Annotated in this window: 4 protein-coding genes; 2 read left to right on the plus strand and 2 right to left on the minus strand. The window is 68.2% G+C overall.

The window, feature by feature from the left end:
- The coding region (locus tag HCN51_RS57595; RefSeq protein WP_168022211.1) for a carboxymuconolactone decarboxylase family protein at positions 1-352 on the plus strand (352 nt) is incomplete at its 5' end.
- A gap of 310 nt (positions 353-662) precedes the next feature.
- Here HCN51_RS57595 and HCN51_RS57600 read toward each other — a convergent pair.
- Positions 663-1,064 (minus strand): MerR family transcriptional regulator, encoded by a 402-nt coding sequence (locus HCN51_RS57600; RefSeq protein ID WP_428981594.1) that lies wholly within the window; start codon positions 1,062-1,064, stop codon positions 663-665.
- 97 nt (positions 1,065-1,161) lie between these two features.
- Between HCN51_RS57600 and HCN51_RS57605 the strand changes: the two genes are divergently transcribed.
- Positions 1,162-2,088, plus strand: coding sequence for an NAD(P)-dependent oxidoreductase (locus tag HCN51_RS57605; RefSeq protein WP_168022213.1), 927 nt, complete (start codon positions 1,162-1,164; stop codon positions 2,086-2,088).
- Positions 2,089-2,257: 169 nt separating this feature from the next.
- Here HCN51_RS57605 and HCN51_RS58765 read toward each other — a convergent pair whose 3' ends face one another.
- Positions 2,258-2,935 (minus strand): type 2 periplasmic-binding domain-containing protein, encoded by a 678-nt coding sequence (locus tag HCN51_RS58765; RefSeq protein ID WP_206069122.1) that lies wholly within the window; start codon positions 2,933-2,935, stop codon positions 2,258-2,260.
- Between the last annotated feature and the right edge of the window lie 202 nt (positions 2,936-3,137).

Raw genomic sequence — 3,137 nt, forward strand, 5'->3', positions numbered from 1 at the left:
CACCCCGACGCTGGGGCTGGTCAAGCTGCGGGCCAGCCAGATCAACGGGTGCGCGTACTGCGTGGACATGCACACCCGGGACATGAAGCAGGCGGGGGAGAGCGATGAACGGCTCTGGATGGTGGCGGCGTGGCGTGAGGCCGCGGTGTTCACCGCAGCCGAGCGGGCCGCGCTGGCCCTGGCGGAGGAGGCGACCCGGCTGGCCGACCGCGCCGAGGTGTCCGACGCGGTGTGGCAGCAGGCGGCCGAGCACTACAGCGAGGAGCAGCTCGCCCTGCTCTTGGTCGCCATCGGCATGATCAACAACTGGAACCGGATCCTCGTGGGCGCCCGGATCACGCCGGGCACGTGATGCGAGGTGAGCGTTTCCAGCGGGCGGGCATCGCCCACTGGAAACGCACCTGATCTGTGGCGGACGCTGCCAGGGCGGGCGGCTCACAGCCGGTCCACACCTCGGGATCGACGATGCCGCGCGCCCTGCGGGCGGCCGGGATCACCATGGTCGAACGGCGCCGCCGGAAGCCCCGCTGTGATCACTGCAAGGCCGTAAGGGTGGGTCTGCTGAACGCGGGCCCTGGCTTCGTGGTGCACGACGATCGGTCGGCGGTCGTTCACGGTAGCGGCTTCGAAGCATCGGCAGCCGACGGGTCGCAGGCGGTGGATCAGGTAGCTGAGGCGGGCCGCGGATTCAGACCAGGCGGACGAACGGGTGGCACCACCGTGTCGCACTCCGAGGGGTCGGCGGGATCAAGCCTGGAGGTGGCTTCGAGGAGGGCGTCCAGCCTGTCCCGTGCAGCCAAGAGGTCGGCCGCGGCAGCGCTGAGCCGTTCCCGTTCGCGGTGCAGGTCGGGGAGCATTCCGGCGCAGGACGGTGTCAGCCCCTCGCCGTCATCGGTCATGCAGGGCAGCACCTCGCCGATCGTCGTGGTGCTGAGCCCGGCGGCGAGCATGAGACGAATGCCTCGCACCGTGGCGACGTCCTCCTTGCGAAACTCCCGATACCCGCTGGGCCGCCGCAGCGGCCGGAGCAGGCCTTGCTCCTCGTAGTAACGCAACGAGCGCACGCTAGCGCCCGTGAGCCGGGACAGCTCTCCGATCTGCATGTGACAACCGCCACTTCGAGTTGACTCTCACGCCGGTGTGAGAGTCCAGCCTATGGGCATGACAGAACAGCATTCATCCGGACAGGACAGCACCGCGATCACCGTCGTCGGCTTGGGACCGATGGGATCGGCGCTGGCACAGACGCTTCTTGATAGGGGCCGATCCCTCACGGTCTGGAACCGTACCGCCGGCAAGGCCGACGCTCTGGTCGCCAAGGGGGCGCACCGCGCGGCCACCATCGCCGAGGCCGTGGCCGCGAGCCCTGTCACGATCACGTGCCTCAACGACTACGCGACCATGTACCAGGTCTTTGATTCCACCGACGGTGCGTTTCAGGGTCGTACGCTGGTGAATCTCACCTCGGGAACGCCGGCAGAAGCTCGCATGACGGCGGACTGGGCGGCCGAACGCGACCTCGGCTATCTCGATGGCGCGATCATGGTGCCCCCGCCACTCGTCGGCCGGCCTGAATCGGTCCTCCTGTATGCCGGGCCACGGGAAGTCTTCGACCGGCACCGGGCGACCCTGGCGCTGCTGGGCGATCCCCGGCACCTTGGCACCGATCCGGGCCTGGCGGTGCTGCTCAACACGGCACTGCTCGAGATGATGTACGCGACCCTGAACGGTTTCCTGCACGGCGCCGCCCTGGTCGGCTCGGCGAACGTGTCCGCGTCCGAGTTCGCCGAACTCGCGCTGGGCTGGTTCATGCCCGTGGTGCTGGACCCTGCGAGCCTCGCCGAACAAGCGGCGAACCTGGACGAGGGCGCATACCCCGGCGACCTCGGAACCATGCAGATGAACCTGAACGCGCTGGAGCATATCGTCCGCACCAGTGTCGAGCAGGGCGTCCACTCTGACCAGCCACGGTTGATGAAAGAACTCGCCGAACACGCGATCGCTCAGGGGCACGGCACTGAGAACTATTTCGCCATGTTCGAGATCTTCAAGAGAGGCCGAGGGCCGATGCCCGGCGGTGGCCGGTAATTGATGGGCCCATGCTCCGACAGGAGCCACGCACGGCTCTCGCGCGTCAGCCCGAGATGAGAAGAGCCACCACCCCGACTCTCAAGTGCGCAAGGGCAATCCTCCACACCCGGGAGGTCCCGGCGATGGCCTGACCCAACCGACCCCGCTGGTCTGGACCCGGCGACGGCTACCGCTTCTCCACCTCACCCGGCGACCGGATCACCCACGAACGCTCCCGCCTGCGTACCGAGCTGACCCTAGGCGGCGCTGACCTGCTCACCAAGGCGTGGGCTTCGTGCACCCCCGCCGTTACTCCTCCGACACCGGCCACGATCCAGGCGTCCAGATCGGTGACGGCGGGAATGAGGAAGGTGGAGAACGTCGGCCAGGCGTCCACCTCGCTCCAGCCGAACACCGGCGCGGTCTGCGGTGGCCGCAGGTAGACCTGCTTGACTTTCTCCACCGGCACGTTGACCGTCTGCAAGGCCTTGAGCAGCAGATACTCGCTGGTGCCGCGGTGCCCGACAGCGACGCCGTGCCCAGCGAGGCACGGGCTCCCTGGAGCAGGAGGCCCGCATCGGCCGCTACCGGCCATCACCGAGCTGGGCCAGCTCTCCTTCCACCGGCGTGGCCCGCACGCGCCAAAATCCCCGCTCCGGCGCTTTCGCCAGTTCCGGGCCTGAGCCGGCGGTTCATCCGGCGGCGAGCTGGGCGCCCGGATGGTGGCGGCGCCGGACTGGGCGAGCCAGTCGGCAAGGATGCGCAGGCCGAGATGGATGACGCGCAGGGCCTCGATGCCGGCGTGCCAGCGTTTCGCCGTCTCGGCGATCTTCGGGCTTAGCCGGGCGGTCTCGTCGTCGGTCAACTGCTCATCACAAATAGTATACCGGACAGAACATGAATTCTGTTGGGTATAGGAGGAGTGCTGCGTCGCCGTGCCGTCGTCCGGGCGCCCCTCCCTCTCCGCCGCCTGGTCTTCGTGGACGGAGCCCGGCTCACCGCTATGGGGAGGCCGGCTTGAGAGGTCTTGTAGGGTCGGCCGTCGATGAGCTGGATGCCTGTTGAGT

Origin of the sequence: Nonomuraea composti (assembly GCF_012034275.1) — a bacterium.
Taxonomy (GTDB): Bacteria; Actinomycetota; Actinomycetes; order Streptosporangiales; family Streptosporangiaceae; genus Nonomuraea; species Nonomuraea composti.